Origin of the sequence: Burkholderia pyrrocinia (genome assembly GCF_018417535.1) — a bacterium.
GTDB lineage: Bacteria > Pseudomonadota > Gammaproteobacteria > Burkholderiales > Burkholderiaceae > Burkholderia > Burkholderia pyrrocinia_E.
In genome coordinates this window covers 984599-1001089 of sequence record NZ_CP070977.1, presented here as the reverse complement: position 1 = coordinate 1001089, position 16491 = coordinate 984599, and the positions used below count along the sequence as shown (strand labels likewise).

Annotated in this window: 16 protein-coding genes; 7 read left to right on the top strand and 9 right to left on the bottom strand. The window is 69.4% G+C overall.

The annotated features are described in order from the left end of the window. Positions 1 to 23 precede the first annotated feature (23 nt). Positions 24 to 1214: an NAD(P)H-dependent flavin oxidoreductase gene (locus tag JYG32_RS04740; protein ID WP_213264827.1), complete on the bottom strand. Its 1191-nt coding sequence runs from the start codon at positions 1212 to 1214 to the stop codon at positions 24 to 26. A 122-nt stretch (positions 1215 to 1336) separates the two neighbouring features. Beyond that, positions 1337 to 2773: an aldehyde dehydrogenase family protein gene (locus JYG32_RS04735; RefSeq protein ID WP_213264826.1), complete on the bottom strand. Its 1437-nt coding sequence runs from the start codon at positions 2771 to 2773 to the stop codon at positions 1337 to 1339. A 416-nt stretch (positions 2774 to 3189) separates the two neighbouring features. Between JYG32_RS04735 and JYG32_RS04730 the strand changes: the two genes are divergently transcribed. Continuing rightward, positions 3190 to 3555: a hypothetical protein gene (locus tag JYG32_RS04730; protein ID WP_047900785.1), complete on the top strand. Its 366-nt coding sequence runs from the start codon at positions 3190 to 3192 to the stop codon at positions 3553 to 3555. A gap of 271 nt (positions 3556 to 3826) precedes the next feature. Here the strand turns inward: JYG32_RS04730 and JYG32_RS04725 are convergent, their stop codons facing one another. Next, positions 3827 to 4303, bottom strand: coding sequence for a DUF2501 domain-containing protein (locus tag JYG32_RS04725; protein ID WP_174381834.1), 477 nt, complete (start codon positions 4301 to 4303; stop codon positions 3827 to 3829). Positions 4304 to 4602: 299 nt separating this feature from the next. Between JYG32_RS04725 and JYG32_RS04720 the strand changes: the two genes are divergently transcribed. Further along, entirely contained in the window at positions 4603 to 5160 is a 558-nt protein-coding gene (locus tag JYG32_RS04720; RefSeq protein WP_213264825.1) for a hypothetical protein, read from the top strand. A 35-nt stretch (positions 5161 to 5195) separates the two neighbouring features. On the opposite strand, the gene JYG32_RS04715 is transcribed toward JYG32_RS04720, so the two are convergent. The 6 genes from JYG32_RS04715 to JYG32_RS04685 form a co-directional block, all read right to left on the bottom strand. Then, positions 5196 to 6434, bottom strand: a complete 1239-nt coding sequence (locus JYG32_RS04715) for an MFS transporter (RefSeq protein WP_213264824.1) — start codon at positions 6432 to 6434, stop codon at positions 5196 to 5198. A gap of 35 nt (positions 6435 to 6469) precedes the next feature. Continuing rightward, the gene (locus JYG32_RS04710; RefSeq protein ID WP_249744587.1) at positions 6470 to 7252 is read right to left on the bottom strand and encodes a condensation domain-containing protein; all 783 of its coding nucleotides are present in this window, start codon (positions 7250 to 7252) and stop codon (positions 6470 to 6472) included. A 44-nt stretch (positions 7253 to 7296) separates the two neighbouring features. Continuing rightward, on the bottom strand, positions 7297 to 7623 hold the full coding sequence (locus JYG32_RS04705; RefSeq protein ID WP_213264823.1) for a DUF2218 domain-containing protein: 327 nt from the start codon (positions 7621 to 7623) through the stop codon (positions 7297 to 7299). Further along, entirely contained in the window at positions 7620 to 8243 is a 624-nt protein-coding gene (locus JYG32_RS39435; protein ID WP_283842724.1) for a phosphopantetheine-binding protein, read from the bottom strand. Before JYG32_RS39435 ends, JYG32_RS04705 begins: the two co-directional genes overlap by 4 nt. A 151-nt stretch (positions 8244 to 8394) precedes the next feature. Next, a complete protein-coding gene (locus JYG32_RS04690) occupies positions 8395 to 10602 on the bottom strand; it encodes a TonB-dependent receptor domain-containing protein (protein WP_213264822.1) in 2208 nt (735 codons plus the stop codon). Positions 10603 to 10719: 117 nt separating this feature from the next. Continuing rightward, positions 10720 to 11691, bottom strand: a complete 972-nt coding sequence (locus JYG32_RS04685) for a helix-turn-helix transcriptional regulator (RefSeq protein WP_213264821.1) — start codon at positions 11689 to 11691, stop codon at positions 10720 to 10722. A 161-nt stretch (positions 11692 to 11852) separates the two neighbouring features. Between JYG32_RS04685 and JYG32_RS04680 the strand changes: the two genes are divergently transcribed. From JYG32_RS04680 to JYG32_RS04660, 5 genes are all read left to right on the top strand, one after another. Beyond that, the gene (locus tag JYG32_RS04680; RefSeq protein ID WP_213265377.1) at positions 11853 to 12974 is read left to right on the top strand and encodes an ABC transporter substrate-binding protein; all 1122 of its coding nucleotides are present in this window, start codon (positions 11853 to 11855) and stop codon (positions 12972 to 12974) included. A 1-nt stretch (position 12975) separates the two neighbouring features. Continuing rightward, positions 12976 to 13905: an alpha/beta hydrolase gene (locus JYG32_RS04675; protein ID WP_213264820.1), complete on the top strand. Its 930-nt coding sequence runs from the start codon at positions 12976 to 12978 to the stop codon at positions 13903 to 13905. Further along, positions 13902 to 14966, top strand: a complete 1065-nt coding sequence (locus JYG32_RS04670; protein ID WP_213264819.1) for a FecCD family ABC transporter permease — start codon at positions 13902 to 13904, stop codon at positions 14964 to 14966. Before JYG32_RS04675 ends, JYG32_RS04670 begins: the two co-directional genes overlap by 4 nt. Beyond that, positions 14959 to 15768 carry an ABC transporter ATP-binding protein gene (locus JYG32_RS04665; protein ID WP_213264818.1) on the top strand — a complete coding sequence of 270 codons (810 nt, stop codon included), beginning with the start codon at positions 14959 to 14961 and terminating at the stop codon, positions 15766 to 15768. The genes JYG32_RS04670 and JYG32_RS04665 overlap by 8 nt, the downstream gene beginning before the upstream one ends. A 140-nt stretch (positions 15769 to 15908) precedes the next feature. Further along, positions 15909 to 16484, top strand: a complete 576-nt coding sequence (locus tag JYG32_RS04660) for a polysaccharide deacetylase family protein (protein WP_213264817.1) — start codon at positions 15909 to 15911, stop codon at positions 16482 to 16484. Positions 16485 to 16491 lie beyond the last annotated feature (7 nt).

The window sequence follows — 16491 nt, the reverse complement described above, 5'->3', positions numbered from 1 at the left end:
TCTTTTCTGTATCTTGATATCCGTCAAGCCAGCGTAAACGTGGGACGGTTTGCCGCAGGCTCGGTCGCACAGCCCGTCAGCAGCAGATCGAGCAAATCGCGCACGCTGCGGATCGCGCGGCCGAACGGCAACGCTTCGCGGCCGCGGAAGAACAGCCCGTTCGCGACGTCGCCGCGCAGCGCGGCCGCCAGCCGCGTGTCGATGCAGAAATGGCCGAACTTCTCGATGCCGTCGCGCAAACCGCATACGCTCAGGCATTCGAGCGCGGTCGGACAGCGCTGCTTGAATGCGCCGAGCTTGTTGCGGATGCGCGTCTCGTTGCGCAGGTAACGATCGAGCCACGGCGTCTTCACCGCACGCGCGGGCAGCCCCGTCACGCTGACGAATTCGACGATGTCGTCGGGTGCCGCATCGGCAAGCACGCGCTTGAAATCCGGATGCGCATCGCCTTCTTCCGTCACCGCGAACGGCGTCCCGACCTGCACGCCGTTCGCGCCGGCCGCGAGCGCCGCGCGCACCGCGTCGTGACTGTTGATCCCGCCCGCCACGATCAGCGGGATCGTGTCGCGCGCGAGGCCAAGCGACGCCATCACCTGCGCGGTCTCGTCGAGCACGCGCGCGAAATCGAAACGGTGATCGTGCATGTCGTCGATCTGCGTGACGCCGAGGTGGCCGCCCGCGTGCGCCGGATGCTCGATCACGATCGCATCGGGCAGGCGCCCCTTCTTCATCCACTTCTTCAGCACGAGCGCGATCCCGCGGCTGTCCGACAGGATCGGGATCAGCGCGATGTCGTGTCCTTGCGTGAGATCGGGCAGATCGAGCGGCAGGCCCGCGCCCATCACGATCGCGTCGGCGCCCTCGTCGCACGCAACCCGCACGTAGTCCGCATGCGCGCTCACCGCCTTCATCACGTTGACCGCGATCATCCCGCGCCCTTCGCTGTAGGTCTTCGCGAGACGAATCTCGCGCGCCAGCGCGTCGAGGTTCGCGGCCTCGAGCGTGGCGCGATCGGGTTGCGCGCGGCAACGCGCGAGCAGGTCCGCATGATGGTGACGCAGGTCGATGCTCGCGATCGTGCCGACCGCACCTTCGCGCGCGACGCTGCCCGCCAGCCGATGCGCAGAGATGCCGACGCCCATGCCGCCCTGCACGACAGGCAACAAGGTGCGGCCGCGAATCGTCAGCGGCGGAAAGGGAGTGCGTACGGTCATCGGATACCTCGTCGGAACATCGGAACCGCGATGATCGACGATCCACCGTCGCGCACCTTGACGGGCGTCAATAAAAAACGGCACGCGAGCGTGCCGTTTCCGGTTCATGCGGCGCGAAGCGCTCAGGCCGGCGTCGCCGGCTTCAACTGCATCGACTTGTACTCGAGATACTCTTCGAGCCCGTATACGCCGTTCTCGCGGCCATGCCCCGACTGCTTGTAACCGCCGAACGGCGCGGTGCCGTTCCACGTGCCGCCGTTGATGTCGACCTGCCCCGTGCGGATGCGGCGCGCGACGCTCATCGCGCGTTCGTCGCTGCCGGCCCATACCGCGCCGCCGAGCCCGTACGGCGAATCGTTCGCGATCCGCACGGCCTCGTCTTCGTCGCGATACGTGATGATCGACAGCACCGGCCCGAAGATCTCCTCCTGCGCGATCGTCGATTTCGGATCGACACGGCCGAACACGGTCGGCTTCACGAAGAAACCCTTCGCAAGTCCTTCCGGCAAGCCCGTGCCGCCCGTCACGAGTTCCGCGCCTTCGTCGATCCCGCGCTGGATGTACGCCTGCACGCGCTGCTGCTGCACGGCCGACGCGAGCGCGCCGAGGCGCGTCGCGTCCTGCCGCGGGTCGCCCGCGACGTACGTTTCGGCCGCGGCCTTCGCGATCTCGCGCGCTTCTTCGTAGCGCGCTTCCGGCACCAGCATCCGCGTGTGCGCCGAGCAGGTCTGCCCCGCGTTCAGGTAGCACGCGTTGACCGTGCCCTTCACCGCCGTCGCGAAATCGGCATCGTCGAGGATCACCGATGCCGACTTGCCGCCCAGTTCGAGCGCGACGCGCTTGACGCCCGCGGCCGCCAGCTCGGCCACGCGCTTGCCGGCGCGCGTCGAGCCCGTGAACGACACCATGTCGACGTCCGGATCGGTGGCCAGCACCTCGCCGACGACCGGACCGTAGCCGCACACGAGGTTGAACACGCCGGCCGGCAGGCCGGCTTCGTGAATCGCTTCGGCGAGCATGAACGCGTTGAGCGGCGCGACTTCGGACGGCTTCAGGACGACCGTGCAGCCGGCCGCAAGCGCCGGCGCGACCTTCAGCGTGACCTGGTTGAGCGGGTAGTTCCACGGCGTGATCGCCGCGACCACGCCGACCGGCTCGCGCACCACGAGCGAGTTGCCGACCTGTGCCTCGAACTCGAACGACTCGGCGAGTTTCGCGTACGCCTTCCAGTTGTAGATCGGGCCGCCGACCTGGATCGCGCGCGACAGCTTGATCGGCATCCCGACTTCGCCGGTGATCGACTGTGCGAGTTCCTCGCTGCGCGCCTGCAGATGCTCGACGATCTTGCGCAGGTAGCCCGCGCGCGTCGCGGCCGGCGTGGCCGCCCATGCGTCGAAGGCCGCGCGCGCAGCGCGAATCGCGTCCTGCGCGTCGGATGCGATGCCCTCCGGAATCCGGCCGATCACGGCTTCGGTGCCCGAGTCGATCACGTCGATCGTGCCCGTCCCGGCCGGTTTGCGCCATGCGCCGTCGATATAGAACTGGTCGTAGATTTTCATCGTGTTCCGTCTCCTGTCGACCGGAGTTGGCGCTTTAGCGCCTACTCCGGTCCCATGCCTTGTGCGGTTGGCCAGAGTTGGCGATTTCGCGCTCATGTCGGCTGGAGTAGGTGCTTCAGCACCTGCTCCAGCCCCATGCGTCGCGTCTGGTCCCATGCTTCGCAGGGAAGCCGACATTCTAACGAGCGTTTCGATCGGCTGGTGTGACGATTGACAGTCATTCGAAAGGTCTTTGACCCGTCGCAGCGCCACTCCGCCGTCGGCCGCAAACGCCGGCCGGGCGTCCGCCATTCCGCCGTCGTGTCAGCATCCGCCCGGGTGCGCGGCCGGGCCCGCATCGTGCTATGTTTTTATTATCGGCACCGATCCATTGCGACCGGCGCCGCCCGGAATCAATGCATTTCGTGAGCGCTGCCATGTCCGACGCATCCCATACCCTCGGCTCGCAAGACCGCCTGGAGCTGCTTTGCTGGCTCACCTGCGGCAATCTCGGCGCGTTTTACCTCAACGAATCGTGGCCGGACGCCACGTTCCAGGTCCAGGCCGCGCACCGCTGGCTCGACCGCCATCACCGTCAGGCCGACTGGCTCGCGGTCGCCAAGCTCGCGGCGCTCGCGCAGGACATCGCGAAGCGCCACGCCGGGTTCGTCGACGCGTCGTGGGCACGCGACGCGGTCGAGGAAATCGTCGATACCGACGATCTCGACTACCGGGCGAAACTCGTGCAATGGGTGTACGAAGACTGCTGCAAGGCGCTCGCGGACAAGCGGCTGGCCGATTGACGCACGCGGTGGGCGGTACACAAGCGGCGGCTGGCCAGCCTGCAGCGGCTGCCGACGTGAATCGTCGGCACGACCGGAGCGCCCGACCAGACCATTTCCCTGCATCGAGCGGCGGATCGGACGACGGTAGCCGAAACAACGCGCCGGACATACGCCGCGCCGCAACTGCGGCGAAATGCATGCGCGGCTGGCAGTCGCGCTGTCATGCTGCACATCCGCCGCGCCGGCGTTCGATATCGTGCGCCCCGTTGCGGGGTGCACGCCCCCGTGCTTACAGCAGCGATTTCCCTTGCGTCAGTACCTTGTCGCAGATCTGCCTGGTCAGCTGCTGCTTCAGGCCGCCGCCGCTCAGGTCGAGCTTGCTGCCGTTGCCGGCGTCGAGGATCCCGCTCGCGCCGCTGGTGTAGCCGCTGTCGGACGACGCATTGCCGCCGAGTTTGCCGAGCAGCGCGTCCTTCACCGACGACGCGCCGCCGGACGCCCCGCCGAGATAGTTGTTCTGGATGCAGAACTGCAGCAGGCCCGCGACGTTGCCGGTGCTGCCCGGCATCAGCGACGAACCGCCGCCGCCCGTCAATGCGCCGCCGAGACCGCCGAGGTTGCCGAGCGCACCGCCCGCGCTGCCGCCCGAATCGCCGCCGCCGACCTGCTTCAGGACGTCGCCAAGCTGCGCATGGGCCACCGAAAACGGCGCGAGCAATCCGATCAGCGCGCCGGCAACGGTCGCGCGGTATAGACGTGCATTCATGTGAAGCCTCCCGGTTGTGACTGCATAAGTGCCGCGAATCGAATCCAAGGATACTCAATCGACCGGTGCATGACAGCCTTCGTGCACGGCCCGAAACGTCAGGCATCGTGATATCGCCACGATTTGACAATGCTTGACGGGGTGCCATATCACGCGTGGCCGGTTCGATGCGCGACTGAAGGCACTCGCGCGCAATCGCCATTCCGTGTCGCCGGCACACGCGAAGCGTCATAGAATCGTCGTCGCCGGTCGTCCGAACCATCCGGCCCGATCCCACCCCGAACATGAAGGATGCTGGCGTGACGCTCGCCTTTCGATTTCTGCTGAGCGCCGGCGCTGCGGCCGCGCTGATTGCCGGTTCCGGCACGGCCCGCGCGGTGCCTCCGTCCGCAGTAGCGGCCGCCGCCGCGTGCCCGTCGCCGTCGTTCGACCGCTATCCGGCACGCGCCGCAAGCGCGCCGCGCAAGCCGGCCGCATCGCCGCGGCTGACCACCAAGGAAGCCCGCCTGTACCGCACCGTCATTCGCGACGAATTCACGCAACCGGCCAATTTTGCCGGCCACTATCGCGTCGCGATCTGGGGCTGCGGAACGGATTGCCGAAATTTCGCGATCGTCGACAAGTACACGGGCGCGACGTACACGATGCCCGGCGTGAACGCGATCTCGGGCGTGATGGGCAACGACGACGATCGCGTCGATTTCCGCGCCGCCAGCACGCTGCTGGTCGTCGCGGGCTGTTTCAACGACGACTGCGACGACAGCAACGCGAAGGCGGCGCGGTTCTTCTACGAATGGACCGGCACGCGGTTGCGCACGATCGGCACCTGTCCGCTGGTCGTTGCGCCAGTCGAATAACCGGCGACCGATTCGCGCGACACTCACGAAAACCGTCACGCCGCCGGCGCGCGTGCCCCGGTGCCGCATGTCGCGACGAATACGACCGCGAGCACCATGCCGATCGACGCGAACGGCGCCGCCGGATGCAGTTCGTACAGCGTCGTGCCGGCCAGCGGCGCGACGACCATGCTGAGCCCTTGCGCCATCGACATCGTGCCCGCACACGCGGCCTGCTCGTGCGCTTCGACGCGCGTGCTCGCGAGCGCCGCGACCGCGGGAAATGCGGCGCCCATCCCGCACGCCGCCACGAAGTAGCTCGCGCACAGCAGCAGCGGGTGCGCGGCCTGCGCGGCCAGCGCCGACACGAACCCCGCGCCACCCGCCAGCGCGCCCCAGCGCAGCCATTGGAGCGGCTCGACCGCACGCAGGCGGCCGACCAGCGACTGCGTCGCGATCAGCCCGATGCCGGCGCTGCCGAGCGCGTAGCCGACCACCATCGACGCGTCGCCCGTTCGCACGTGCAGCCGGTCGATCACGTAAAAGCCGAGCACGCTGTTCGCGATCATCACCGCGCTGTACAGCGCGAACGCGCTGCACCACGGCAGGCGCACGCGCGGATCGGTCGGCTTCAGCCGGGGCGGCGCCTGCCGCACCGCATGCGCGCCGTCGTCGCGCAGCCGTCGCAGCCCCGCAAGTCCGGCGAGCGGCAGCAGCGCGAAAACGGCGAGCGCGAGCGTCATGTCGAATCCGGCCAGCCAGCCCGCGAGCGGCGGCGCGAGCACCATCCCGATCGCGCCCGCCGCGCCGAATCGCGCGATCGCTGCCGCGCGCCCCGTGGCCGACGTCCGGTCCGCGATCCACGCCGTGGCCGCGACGGGCAGCCCCGCGTAGCAGCCGCCCATCGCCGCGCGCGTGACGAGCAGCGCGACAAAGCCCACCCACACCGGCGGCACGGCGCTGCCGCCGTCGCGCAACGCCCAGCCGACGTAGCCGGCCAGCAGCAGCGAACTCGCAACGAAGCCGCCGATCGCCGCGCGCATCGCCGGCAGCCGCCCGCGCGTGTCCGCCACGCGCCCCCAGCGCGGCGCGGCGATCATCCACACGAGCCCGACGATGCCGATGATCGCGCCGACGTGCAGCGGTTCGAGATGCATGCGCCGCGCCATCGGTCCGGCGATCGTGACGAACGCATAGGTGCCGGCCACCATCGCGAAATTGACGAGCAGCAGCGGCAGGAGAGACACGCCGGCATCGGCCGGCGTGGGCAGGGAGTCAGCGGAAGTCGTCGACATAAGGTGGTCCGATGAAAGAAGGTAAACGTCGTGCGTCAGCGCGAATGGACGCGGTCGCCGGTCAGCAGGCGGCGGGCGCGCAGCAGCGCGTCCTCGGTCGCCTCCCAGTCGATGCATGGATCGGTGAACGAGCACGGGCCGACGACGACGACGATCCGGCGCGCGTCGCGCCGTTCGAGAATCGCGCGCACCTGCGCGCGTCCCGGCACGTCGCGCAGATGCGCACGCCAGAACGCGCGATCGGCATCGAAGCCGCCGTCGGCGCGATAACGCGCGTCGGCCTCCACCACGCGATCGATCCGCCAGTCGGGCAGCGCCGGCAGCGGCCCGCCGCCGACGCGCGCGTTGTAGCGGACGGCCACGGCCTGCTGCAGCAGCCCGTAGCCGAAGCCGTCGAGCGCGATGTGATGCACCTGCAGATACCACCAGTGCCGGGTCGGCGACAGCCGCAGCAGCGCGGTGCGGTACAGCGGATCGTCCGTCACGTCGCAGCAGATCGACAGCGACGCCTTCATCCACGCGTGCGCCGCCTGCACGGGATCGGCTTGCGCCGACAGGTCGACGAGCGGCAGCCGCGTGCGCGGCGTCCGGCGCGCCTGCCACAGCGCATCGTCCTGCCACGCGAACCGCATGTGCAGCGCGTCGGCGTGATCGAGCACGGCTTCGACGCTGTCGGTCAGCGCGGCGACGTCGAGCGCGCCGTCGAGCTCGACGGTCTCGGCCGTCAGATAGCCCGGATCGTCGGAGTCGACCTGTTGCGCGACCCAGATGCCGTATTGCGCGGCAGTCGCGCGGATCGGCAGGGATTCGTTTTTCATGAGCGGGCTTGCTTCGAAGTTCGTTGAGCCGGAGGCGGGCCGCGTCACGCGCCCCGCTCCCATGCGACCACCAGCGTCCGGTTGCGTGACATCAGCCCCAGGTGCTCGTCCATCACGTACTGGATCTGCTCGAGCTGCTCCGAAGAATCGGCTTCGCAGCGCAACTGCAGCACGTCGTCGGTGCGCAGCATCCGGCAGACGCCGTACGGGAAATCGACGGTCGCGCGATGTTCGTCGAACACGACGGGCACCTTGATCGCGTAGTGCTTGCACAGCTTGAACAGCACGCGGTCGGCCTGCGGCACCGACACCTCCGCCGTGCTGACGAACGACGCCGGACGGGCATCGGGCATCGCCGGACGCGCCGTCATGCGCTCACCTGCGCCGCGCGCTGCAGCACCCGCGTCCATGCGCCGAGCGTCGGCTGTTCGGCGAGCTGGACGAACGTGACGTCGTAGCCTTGCGCGCGCCACTGCTCGACGAGCGTCATCATCCGGATCGAATCGAGCCCGCAATCGACCAGGTTGTCGTGCTCGCGCAGGTCGGCGGCCGGCATCCGCAGGCTGCGGGCGACCTGCGCCGCGATCGCGGCGAGCATCGGTGCCGCATCGTCCGCCGGCGCGACGCCGACGAGCGCGTCCGTGGTCACCGCCATTCCGCAGCGGCCTGCCACGTAGTCGAGCGCCATGCGGTGCTCGCGCTCGGAGAAATCCGCGACCGCGTCGGCATACGCGTCCGCCGACGGCACCTCGCGCGTCGCGTAGCGCGTGCCGGCCGGCCCGGCTGCCCGCTGCGCGTCGAGCGGCCGCGCGCGCAGCATCGTGCGCGCGACCCGCAGCACGGCCGGCGCGTCGACGTCGAACGGTACCGCACCGACGACCGCCGCGCCCACGTGACCGTCGGCCCGCGCACGGCGCAACGCGTCGTTCACACGCGCCGCGAGCGGTGCGTCCGCATGCGGGATCGCCTCCGCGACATCGCAGGCCAGCAACGTATGCGCCGGCGTTGCGAGAAACAGCGGGGTATCAGCGCGATACACATCCCATACGTTATGGGGTACTAATAGTTCGTCAGGTCGGGAAATCGCATTCATGACATTGCCTCCAGATTGAACGAGCCGACGCGGCGCGCCGGCCATGCCGTCACATTTCCGCGGTCAGGCTCACCGCGATGCGGCGCCCCTGGTCGACGAGCCAGTTGCCGCTCAGCCCGGTCGTGCGCGTGCGATCGTCGATCGGCACCATCTTGTTGGTCAGGTTCAGCACCGCGAAATTGACGGAGAAACGCTTGTCGATCCGGTAGCGCCCGCCGAGATCGAAGGTCGTCGTCGACGGCCGCTCGCGCACGCCCTGCGCGCCGTTGCGGAACGCGGCCCAGTATTCGCTGCCGCTGTAGTTCGCCGCCGCGTAGAGATCGAGCTTGGCCGTCGGCGTCCAGTCGACCTGCACGTTGAATTTGTGCTTCGGCGTCTTGTCGAGCGGAAAGCCGTCGAGCGAGCTGCCGTTGAACGCCTTCTCGCCGCTGCCCTCGCGGCGCGATTCGGTCAGCGTATATGCGCCCGACACCTTCAGCGTGCGCGACAGGCGCGTGCCCGCGCCGATCTCGAGCCCGTACAGCTTGACCCGGTCGATGTTGTCGTACACGTAGATGTTGCGGCCCGGCGAGCGCGGATCGGGCTTGCCCGTGTCGTAGCTCGCCACCTTGTTCTTGAACAGGTTGTTGAACAGCGTCAGGCCCGCGTACGTGTCGCCCAGGTCGTAGCGCACGCCGAGCTCCTCGGTCAGGCTCGTCTCCGGCTTGAGATCCGGATTGCCGCACAGCGTGCCGGGCGTCGCGCCCGCCGCGCCGCCCGACGTCATGCAGTAGCCGGCCGTGCTCTGGCGCAGCGACGGCGGACGGAAACCGGTCGATACGCCGCCGCGCACCGTCCACGTCTTGCTGAGCTGGTACACGCCGTAGATGCGCGGGCTCACGTGGCTGCCGTAGCGGTCGTCGTGATCGAGTCGCACGCCGGTCGTCAGCGTGAAGCGGTCGTTGAAGAAGTAGTCGTTCTCGCCGAACAGCGCCCACGCGTTGCGTGTGACGCGATCCGCATTGACCCCATGCCCTTTCGGCACCGCGTCCTGCACGCTGACGCCCGACAGCCTCGACCAGATGTGCTGGCCGCCCACGGTCAGGATGTTGCGCTCGCCCCACCACGGCACCGCGGCCTTGGCTTCGAGGATCGTGTCGGTCAGCGCAGGCTTCACCGGCGAACGCCCGGCCGGCGTCCACTGGTCCTGCACGCCGCGCTCGCCGTACAGCGACACCGTCGTGTCGCCGAAGCCCCAGCGGCCGTCGTGCGTGATGCCCCAGTAATCGCGGACATGACGCGTCTCCGTAAGCGCGGTGGCCGCCGTGCGCGGCGTGAGCGGCGCGGCGCTCTTGCCCGGCGTGCTGAGATAGGTGAGCTGCTCGCGCCCGATGTTCACGCTCACGTCCTGGTTGCTCGCGGGTTTCGCGGACAGCTTCACGTCGAAGCTGCCGATCCGCTGCCCGTTCGCCCCGCCCGTTCCGCTGTTCGGGTAGTAGATGTCGTCTTCGCCGCGATGCAGGAGACGCCCCGACGCCTGCAGCCCGAGCACGTCGGATTTCAGCGGGCCGCCGAGCCAGAAGTCGACGCTCTGCGTGTCGCCCTGGTTCGATTCGAGCTGCCACACACTGCCGGCCGTGATCGTGCCGCCCCAGCGCTTCGGCACCTTGCGCGTGATCACGTTGATCACGCCGCCCATCGCGTCGGCGCCGTACAGCGACGACATCGGCCCGCGCACGACCTCGATCCGCTCGATCGCGGACAGCGGCGGCATCAGGTTCGACTGCACGCCGGCCGTGCCGCGGTTCATCGTTTCGCGCGTGTTCTGGCGGCGGCCGTCGACGAGGATCAGCGTGTACTCGCCCGGCATCCCGCGAATCGAGATGTCCTGGTCGTTCGGCGATGCACCGACGACGCTCACGCCCTCGACGTTGGCGACGATCTCGGCGACTGACGTATACGGCTTCGCGTCGATGTTTTCCCGGCTGATCACCGAAATGCTCGCGGGTGCCTCGCGGATCGCCTGCTCGCGGCGGCTCGCCGTGACGACAATCTCCTTCAGCGCGGCCGGATCGGCGGCGGCCTCCGGCGGCGCGGCTTCGGCCGGCTTCGCCGGGTCGTCTGGTTTGGCGGCGGCGGATCGGGCGGCGACGGAGGACGCGGCGGCGGGTTCCGCCGTTGTGTCAGGCGTCTGCGCCCACGCGCACGACGCACCCATCAGATACAGGCCGGCAACGACGACCGGCTTCAACGCAAAGCTTGCAGCTTGACTCGACATGGTGGCGCCTTCTACGTTTCATAATGCTATTGATTCTCATTTGTATTATGAAACATGTAATCAACCGAAATCTTTGCGTAAGCATCGAAGTCGTTTGAGCGCCGTCGCCGGCCGTCGTCAGCGCCGGTCGCTGCGTCGCGCGAGCGTCGGCGTGACGCCGAAGCGGCGCTTGTAGGCCGTCGCGAAATTCGCGGCGCTCGTGTAGCCGGCCAGCGCCGCGGCCTGCTTGACGCTCATCGCGTCGCGCTCGAGCGCGAGCCGCGCGCGTTGCAGATGATGTTCGCGGACGAAGTCGAACACGGTCGTGCCGTAGGCCGCACGGAACTGGCGCTGCATCGCGTTCGCGCTCATCCCGGCGTGCCGCGCGATGTCGTCGAGCGACAGTTCCTGCGCCGCGTCGCTCGCGAGGAACGCGCGCAGCTCGGCCATCCGGCGATAGTCGCGCGAGCCGAGCGACGCGTCCGCCGCCTGCGCCGCGTCGGTCTCGAGCGGCGTGAACGCCTCGGCGAGCAGTTCGAGTACGCGGCTCTCCAGGTAGATTGCCTGCAGCATCGGCTGATAGGCGGGCGGCCGCACGATCTGTTCGGCGAGCGCCGTCGCGCGCGGCGTCGGCTGCCAGAAGCGGATCGCGAGATGCGCGGACAGCATCGCACCGAGCTGTTCCGGCAGGACGCCTCGGCTGGCCGCCTGCAGATGGCCGAGCCATTCGCCCGACATCGCGAGGCTCAGCCGCCGCGCGTAACCGCCCTTGCTGAGCCGCCTGCGGAACGTGTCCGGCTCGACCGCGTTGAGCAGGAACGACTGCATCCGCACCGCGGACCGCGCGGCTTCGCGGTCCGCGCGGCCGGTGCGGCGCCCGTCCGTCGTCAACACCACGCGCCGGTCGCCGTACGACACGTCGAGCGCGCCCTCGAGCAGCAGCACGAGATGCAGGCCCGGCGAACACTGCCCCGACATCACGGCGTCGAATTCGTCTGTTGCGTCGTCCGAATGGATCCGCAGCCCGGGCCGCACCTCGCGGATCCGCGCGACGTGCGCGTCGTGTCGATAGCGATCGGAATGGGAAGCGGCTGGCGTCAGCGCTGTCATGTCGTCATACCCCCGCGCGCAGGCCTCTTGCGCCCGCGCAAACTATTCTGGTGTTCGATCAAACGGCCGATGCCCCTGCCATGGCCTCGGGTCGGCTACAATTAAATGAGAATTGTTCTCATTTATATCGTATCGGGAGTCGCGTGAAAAAGACAAGCGGAATGTGGGCCATGCTGGGCGTATGGCTGTGCGGCTGGCTCGTGATGCATGCCGCGCACGCGGACACGACGACCGTCACCGACCTGGCCGGGCGGCAGGTCCGGATTCCCGCGCGCGTCGAGCGCGTGCTGCTCGGCGAGGGCCGCCTGCTGCCGGCGCTGGCGGTGGTCGACAGCGACGATCCGACGCGCCGCCTCGTCGGCATGATGGGGGATTTCGAGCAACTCGATCCCGCGAGCTACGCGCAATGGCTCGCGCGCTTCCCGCACCTGAAGGACGTGCCGCGCATTGGACGCTCGCAGTCCGGCAGCTTCAGCGACGAGCGCGCGCTCGCGCTGCGTCCGCAGGTCGCGATCTTCGGGCTCGGCGGCGGCCACGGCCCCGGCGAGCGCGATCGCGAAACGCTCGCGCGGCTCGAGGCGGCCGGCGTCGCGATCGTGTTCGTCGACTTCCGGCACGACCCGCTCGCCAACACGCCGCGCAGCATCGCGCTGCTCGGCCAGATACTCGGCTCGCCGCAGCGCGCGGCGGAATTCAATGCGTACTGGCAGCAGCAGCTCGACCTCGTCCGCACACGGCTCGCGACCGCGCGCCCGGCCGCGCCGAGCGTGTTCCTCGAAAGCCGCGTCGGCCTGTCGGGCGACTGCTGCGACACGATGACCGGCATGATGGGCCACCTGCTCGACGCCGCCGGCGGCAACAACGTCGCGACAGGCCGCGTGCCCGGCGAGCACGGCACGCTGAACCCCGAATACGTGCTGAGCCGCCAGCCCGATTTCTACATCGGCACCGCGATCGGCTCGCTCCAGACGCTGCAAAGCGCGCCGCAACGCATCGCGCTCGGCGCCGGCGTGCCGCGCGACGCCGCCGTCCGCTCGCTCGACCGGTCGCTGAAGCGGCCGCAGCTCGCGCCGCTGCGTGCGGTCCGCGAGCGGCGCGCGTATGCGATCTGGCATCACTTCTACAATTCGCCGTTCAACGTCGTCGCCGTGCAGGCGATGGCCAAGTGGCTGCATCCGGCGCTGTTCGCCGATCTCGATCCGCGCACCACGTTCGACACGATGGTGCGACGCTTCCAGCCCATTCCGCTGCAAGGCGAATACTGGGTGCAGGAAGGATCCTGACATGCGGATGCCCACCTCCTCCATGCGCCGCTCCCTGCTCGTCGCCGGCTTGGCCGGCCCGCTCGCGCCCGCGTGTGCCGCCGATGCACCTGCCTGGCCCGGCTTCGACGCCGCGCCGCCGGTCTTCGTGCCGAACAGCCGCCAGTTCGACGTGACGATCGCCGGCCGCACGCGGCGTCTGTTCGTCGCGTTGCCGGCCGACCGTTCCGGCTCGGCCCCCCATCCGGTGCTCACCGTGCTCGACGGCAATGCACTGTTCCCGCTCGCGGCGCAGCTCACCCGCAATCGTCGCGCGCAGCCGGACGGCTCGCGCGACGCCGAGGCCGTCGTGATCGGCATCGGCTATCCGGTCGACGGACCCTACGACATGGCCGCGCGCGCGGACGACTACACGCTCGCGCCGTTGCCGAACGGCCGCGGCGTCGTCGCGGACCGCTTTCTCGACTTCATCGAGCACGACGTGCAGCCGTGGCTCGCCCGCCAGTTGCCGGTCGATCCCGAGCGGCAGACGCTGTTCGGCCACTCGTACGGCGGCCTGCTGACGCTGTACGCGATGCTCACGCGCGCGCACCTGTTTCGGCGCTACGTGGCCGCGAGCCCGTCGATCTGGTGGGGCGAGCGCACGCTGCTGCCCTATGCCGACCGGTTCGCCGTGCAAACCGCCCCGCTCGCACCACCGCTGCGCGTCCTCGTGACCGCAGGCAGCCTCGAGGAAGGTGTACCGAACCCCGACGCCGAACGGATGCGCCGCCAGCAGGCCCGCAAGCAGGTCAGTTCCGCCCGCGACTTCGTCGCGCGCGTAGGCGGCCGCCCAGGGCTCGACGCCGCGTTTCGGCTGATCGACGGCGAGGATCACGGCGGCGTCGTGCTGCCGAGCCTCGCGCTTGCGTCACGCGTGGTTTTCGAGCCCGCGTCCGGAGCGGCCGCATGAGCACGACGACGCCCGTTTCGCCGCCGTCGCTGCGACTCCGCTACCGCGCGGTCGCCGCGCGGCGTGTCGGCGCGCTGGCCGCGCTCGCATGCGTGCTCGTCGCGCTGCTCGTCGTCGACGTCTCGACCGGCCCGTCGCCGTTTCCGGTCGCCGACCTGGTCGGCGGCCTGTTCCGGCCCGACGGGCTGCCGCTCGAACAGCGCGTGATCCTGTGGGACGTGCGCCTGCCGTATGCGCTGATGGCCGTGCTCGTCGGCGCGTCGCTCGGGTTCGCCGGCGCCGAAATGCAGACCGTGCTGAACAACCCGCTCGCGAGCCCGTTCACGCTCGGCATGTCGGCCGCTGCGAGCGTCGGCGCGTCGCTCGTCGTGATTTCCGGCTGGCACCTGGTGCTGTGGAACGAGAACGTCGCGCTGTCGCTCGGCGCGTTCGCGTGCGCGAGCGCTGCGACGCTGCTGATCGTCTGGCTCGCGTGGCGCCACGGCGCAACGACCGAAACCGTCGTGCTGTTCGGCATCGGCCTGATGTTCAGCTTCGAGGCCCTGCTGTGGCTGCTGCAGTTCATCGCCGACGCGAATGCGCTGCAGCAGATCGTGTTCTGGAGCATGGGCAGCCTGGCGCGCGCGACGTGGGGCAAGATCGTGCTGCTGACCTGCGTGTTCGCCGCCTGCACGCTGTGGGCGAGCGTCGACGTCGCGTCGTTGACGGCGCTGCGCGCCGGCGACGAGCAGGCGCGCAGCATGGGCATCGCGGTCGAGCGGCTGCGGCTCGTCGCGCTCGCGCGCATCAGCCTGCTGTCCGCGACGGCGCTGTCGTTCGTCGGCACGATCGGTTTCGTCGGCCTCGTCGGGCCGCACGTCGCGCGGCTGCTGGTCGGCGACGAGCATCGCTACTACCTGCCGGGCGCGGCGCTCGCCGGCGCGATCATGCTGGCCGGCGCGTCCGTGCTCAGCAAGACGCTGATTCCCGGCGTGACGCTGCCGATCGGCATCATCACCGCACTGGTCGGCGTGCCGTTGTTCATGCTGCTCGTCAGCCGGCGCAGGAGGCTCGATGGCTGAGCCGATGCTGCACCTCGACGCGCTGTGCGTCCGCTACGGCGCCCGGGTCGTGCTCGACGGGCTGTCGCTCGCGCCGGTCGAGCCGGGCACGACGATCGGGCTGCTCGGGCCGAACGGCGTCGGCAAGTCGACGCTGCTGCGCGCGCTGGCGCGGCTCGCGTCCGCGACCGGTCACGCGGCATTCGGCAGCTTCGATCTGCTGCACGGGTCGCGCCGCGAACACACGCGGCAGGTCGGCTATCTGCCGCAGACCTTGCCGCAACCGTCGTCGCTGCTCGTGTACGAAGCCGTGCGCAGCGCGTTGCGCGCCACCTGCGGCGGCCTGTCCGACGCGATGCGCGACCGGCGTTTGCAACAGGTGTTCACGCGGCTGCGGCTGCACCCGCTGGCGATGTCGCCGCTCGACCGGTTGTCGGGCGGCCAGCGGCAGATGGTCGGGCTCGCGCAGGTGCTCGTGCGCGACACGCCGCTGCTGCTGCTCGACGAACCGACCAGCGCGCTCGACCTCCGTTGGCAATTGCTCGCGCTGGAGGCGGTCGGCGAGGCGGCCCGCCGGCGCGGCGCGATCGTGCTGGTCGCGATGCACGACCTGAATCTCGCATCGCGTTTCTGCGACCGGCTCGTGCTGCTGAGCGCCGACGGACTCGTCGCGGACGGCGCGCCGGCCGACGTGCTGACGCCGCCGAACCTGCGGCGCGCGTACCGCGTCGATGCAAGGGTCGAGCGCACGGCGTCGGGCGATTATGTCGCGCTGGCGGAGCGGGCGATTCCGGACGAGCCGGCGCTTGCTTGCGACGATTGAGCGATTCAACGCTTGAGCACGGGTGGTTTCGCACGGCCGCGTTGCGCCCGCATGCTTCCGCTCGCTGACGACGCACAACCGGTCCGGCGCCGGATTGCGCTATCGTTCAGGTTCCACTCACACGACGCGCCCTCCACGCGATGTCCATTCGCCTCAGTTTCGACGATGGCCCGGGCCCATCGACACCGCCCTTGCTCGACGTCCTGCGCGATGCCTCGTGCACGGCGACCTTCTTTCTACTCGGCAAGAACCTCGCTGGCGCACTCGACGTCGCCGCGAGAATGGCGCGCGAAGGCCACCGGCTCGGCAATCACACCCATTCGCATGCGAGGCCGGGCGCGCTGGCGGACGGCGTGCTGATCGCCGAAATCGATGCGACCGACGCGCTGATTCGCGAAGCCTATCGCCGGGCCGGCGTTCCCGCGCCGGACACGATTCCGCTGCGCCTGCCCTACGGGCTCGTGCCGCAGGACAATCGTGCCGGCGTACTTGCGCGGATGAAGCGCGAACACACGGGCTGGACCGCAATCCTCGACGATTGGCAGCGGCCGGCGCCGTCGCCCCAGGCGCTGTGCGACGCTATGCGCGCGCATGTCGCCGGCAGCGCAGCGCGGCATCAGGACGTGCTGTTCTGCATGCACGACGGATCGCGGCATGGAGAAGCGCGACCCAACACGGTCGAAGCCGTGCGCCTGTTCCTGAATCGACAGGACTGACGCGGCA

Bases quoted from the DNA above. Each gene is read 5' to 3' on its own strand.
- JYG32_RS04740 (WP_213264827.1), bottom strand. From the start codon at position 1,214: ATGACCGTACGCACTCCCTTTCCGCCGCTGACGATTCGCGGCCGCACC.
- JYG32_RS04735 (WP_213264826.1), bottom strand. From the start codon at position 2,773: ATGAAAATCTACGACCAGTTCTATATCGACGGCGCATGGCGCAAACCG.
- JYG32_RS04730 (WP_047900785.1), top strand. From the start codon at position 3,190: ATGTCCGACGCATCCCATACCCTCGGCTCGCAAGACCGCCTGGAGCTG.
- JYG32_RS04725 (WP_174381834.1), bottom strand. From the start codon at position 4,303: ATGAATGCACGTCTATACCGCGCGACCGTTGCCGGCGCGCTGATCGGA.
- JYG32_RS04715 (WP_213264824.1), bottom strand. From the start codon at position 6,434: ATGTCGACGACTTCCGCTGACTCCCTGCCCACGCCGGCCGATGCCGGC.
- JYG32_RS04710 (WP_249744587.1), bottom strand. From the start codon at position 7,252: ATGAAAAACGAATCCCTGCCGATCCGCGCGACTGCCGCGCAATACGGC.
- JYG32_RS04705 (WP_213264823.1), bottom strand. From the start codon at position 7,623: ATGACGGCGCGTCCGGCGATGCCCGATGCCCGTCCGGCGTCGTTCGTC.
- JYG32_RS04690 (WP_213264822.1), bottom strand. From the start codon at position 10,602: ATGTCGAGTCAAGCTGCAAGCTTTGCGTTGAAGCCGGTCGTCGTTGCC.
- JYG32_RS04685 (WP_213264821.1), bottom strand. From the start codon at position 11,691: ATGACAGCGCTGACGCCAGCCGCTTCCCATTCCGATCGCTATCGACAC.
- JYG32_RS04680 (WP_213265377.1), top strand. From the start codon at position 11,853: ATGTGGGCCATGCTGGGCGTATGGCTGTGCGGCTGGCTCGTGATGCAT.
- JYG32_RS04675 (WP_213264820.1), top strand. From the start codon at position 12,976: ATGCGGATGCCCACCTCCTCCATGCGCCGCTCCCTGCTCGTCGCCGGC.
- JYG32_RS04670 (WP_213264819.1), top strand. From the start codon at position 13,902: ATGAGCACGACGACGCCCGTTTCGCCGCCGTCGCTGCGACTCCGCTAC.
- JYG32_RS04665 (WP_213264818.1), top strand. From the start codon at position 14,959: ATGGCTGAGCCGATGCTGCACCTCGACGCGCTGTGCGTCCGCTACGGC.
- JYG32_RS04660 (WP_213264817.1), top strand. From the start codon at position 15,909: ATGTCCATTCGCCTCAGTTTCGACGATGGCCCGGGCCCATCGACACCG.